Consider the following 2,545-nt stretch of genomic DNA (forward strand, 5'->3'; position numbering starts at 1 on the left):
TAAATAAAGCGGTGTTCCATCATATGGTTTTTCTGCACTTAAAGTTTTAACAGTTATTGGTCTTTTATAAATACTTAATTGACCTAATTCTTTGGTTATGTCATATACATTTGTTACATTTTTACCATCTTGATCGTATATGTTTATGGTAACTTCATTTAAATAATCACCCGCATCAACTGGATTTGACCTATGTGTTTCTACAAAATAGTGATTAGGTAATAACTGTCCAGATAGTGATATAGAACCCCCGTTTAATGGTAAACCATCATAGACTTTGCTGAAATCACCTGTCGTAATTGTTAATGGAATTTTATAAACTGTTAGTGTTCCTTCGATAAAACTAATACTATAATTGTTGGTAATAATATTTCCATTCATATTTTTTACATTAACAATCACTGAATTCATAACAAATCCAGGTTCTGTAATACTTTGATAAAAATTCACATCTAAATAATGGTTTTCAATTAAATCACCGCTAATAATTTCATATTGATTTGAAGTCAAAGGAAGTCCGTCATATGACTTTTCTGCACTTGAAGTCTTGATTGTTATTGGTCTTTGATTAATAACAATGCTACCAAACAACTCATTTATCTCATAAAAATGCATGACATCTCGATAGTTTTCATCATAAATCCTGATGTTTGAAATATTTGTGTAATATCCTGCATCAATAACTTCTGTTCTATAAGTCACTTCAAACTGATGGTTTGGCAGTAATTCATTCATCAATATCGGATCTCCACCATTAACTGGTAAACCATCATAATATTTAGTTATTGATTCTGTTACAATTGTTAATTGAATACGATAAACTTCTAAATAACCAAAATCATATTCAATCAAATAGTTACTCGTAACATATTGGTTATTATAATCTATTATTTGAACGACAACTTCGTTGTCAACAATTCCGGGTTCTATAATTAATCCTATGAATGATGTATTCAAGGAATGACCATCCACTAATGTACCTTCAACAAGTTCAAATTCATGTGCTACCAAAGGTAAACCATCATATGCTTTAGACGCACTTTTTGTTCGAATTCGTATAGGTCGTTCATAAATAGTTAATGTACCATATGTATAATTTATGTCATAATAATGTGTCACATCACTACCAAACTCATTAAATACTGTTATATCTGCAACATTGTCATAGTAACCAGCATCAATAACTTCTGTTCTGCGAGTAATTAAATAATAATGACCTTCTATAAATTCGCCTATTACAGTCGGAATTCCACCCTCTAATGAAATACCATCATAATATTTTTGATAGGAATCAGTACTTATAAAAATTGTAAATTTATAAATAGTTAACGTCCCTTTTTCAATTTCAATAGAATAATTATTTGTAACATAATTACCTAATCCATCCATAATTTTAACATCAATTTCATTATCAACTGATCCTGGTGTTGTTATTGAGTTTTTATAGACAATATCAAAATAATGATCTAACACTAAATTTCCATATAGGACATCAAACCCATGAGCAAATAAAGGTGTTGTATCATATGGTTTTTCAGCACTCATTGTTCTAAGTTGAATAATCCTTTTATCTATTCTAAGTTCTCCAAAATTGTATTGAATATCATAAAATCTTGAAACATCATTACCAAATTCATCAGTAATTTGAACGATAGTTTCATTTGTTTTACTTGATGCTTCTATAATTGATGTTGATTTAACGATAGTTATATAATGATTTGGTAAAATTTCATTTTTTAAAATTGGATATCCTCCAAATAATTCTAATCCATCATAAACTTTACTTAATGATTCAGTTTCAACGAATAGTGGACGTGAATCCATTTTTAATGTTCCTAATTCATATGTCATATAAAAATTCTTAGTAACATCTACACCATCTTTATTAAGAATTGTTATATGTATATCATTTGTTACCTCACCCGGTTCTGTTAAAACTGTAGGCATTGAAACAAGCATTTCATGATCTTCAGGTATTGTACCCGATGTTACTTCATAAAAGTTTCTAGTTAGTGGTGTACCATCATAAACTTTATATGCACTATCTGTTTTAATGCTTAAAGGTCGTTTATTAATGGTCAAAAAACCTAACTCATAGGTTATTACATAGTTGTTTGTTACATTTATTTGGTCTTTATCAATGATTGTTACACCAATTTCATTTTGAACGACACCAAAATCAGTAATTGAAGAAGACATTGTTACAAACATCGTATCGCCTTCTCTTAAATTACCACTCTTTAGTTCCCATTCAGGTTTACTTAATGGTGTACCATCATAGTATTTTGTTGCTGAAGCTGTAGTTATAACTAATTCCATACGTCTTAATTGGCCTTGGGTTACATCAAACACACTAAAAATACTATACCCCACAAGTAAAAATATAGATAATACAGCCACAATACTTCCTATGATGATTCTTTTCATTTTATAACACCCCTAATCATTAGGCATTAATTTCTATCTTTTGAATATATTCTCGACATTGTAACATTTCATGCTCACCAAAGAGTTCATCTAAATAACTGATTAACCCTGGTATTGC

General features: G+C 29.3%; 1 protein-coding gene. It reads right to left on the bottom strand.

The genetic code is table 11. The features are described from left to right. A partial coding sequence (locus T434_RS0106105) for a hypothetical protein (RefSeq protein WP_026400312.1) occupies positions 1-2,427 on the bottom strand: 2,427 nt, incomplete at its 3' end. Between the last annotated feature and the right edge of the window lie 118 nt (positions 2,428-2,545).

Origin of the sequence: Acholeplasma equifetale ATCC 29724 (assembly GCF_000687735.1) — a bacterium.
In the GTDB taxonomy this organism is placed as follows: Bacteria; Bacillota_I; Bacilli_A; order Acholeplasmatales; family Acholeplasmataceae; genus Acholeplasma; species Acholeplasma equifetale.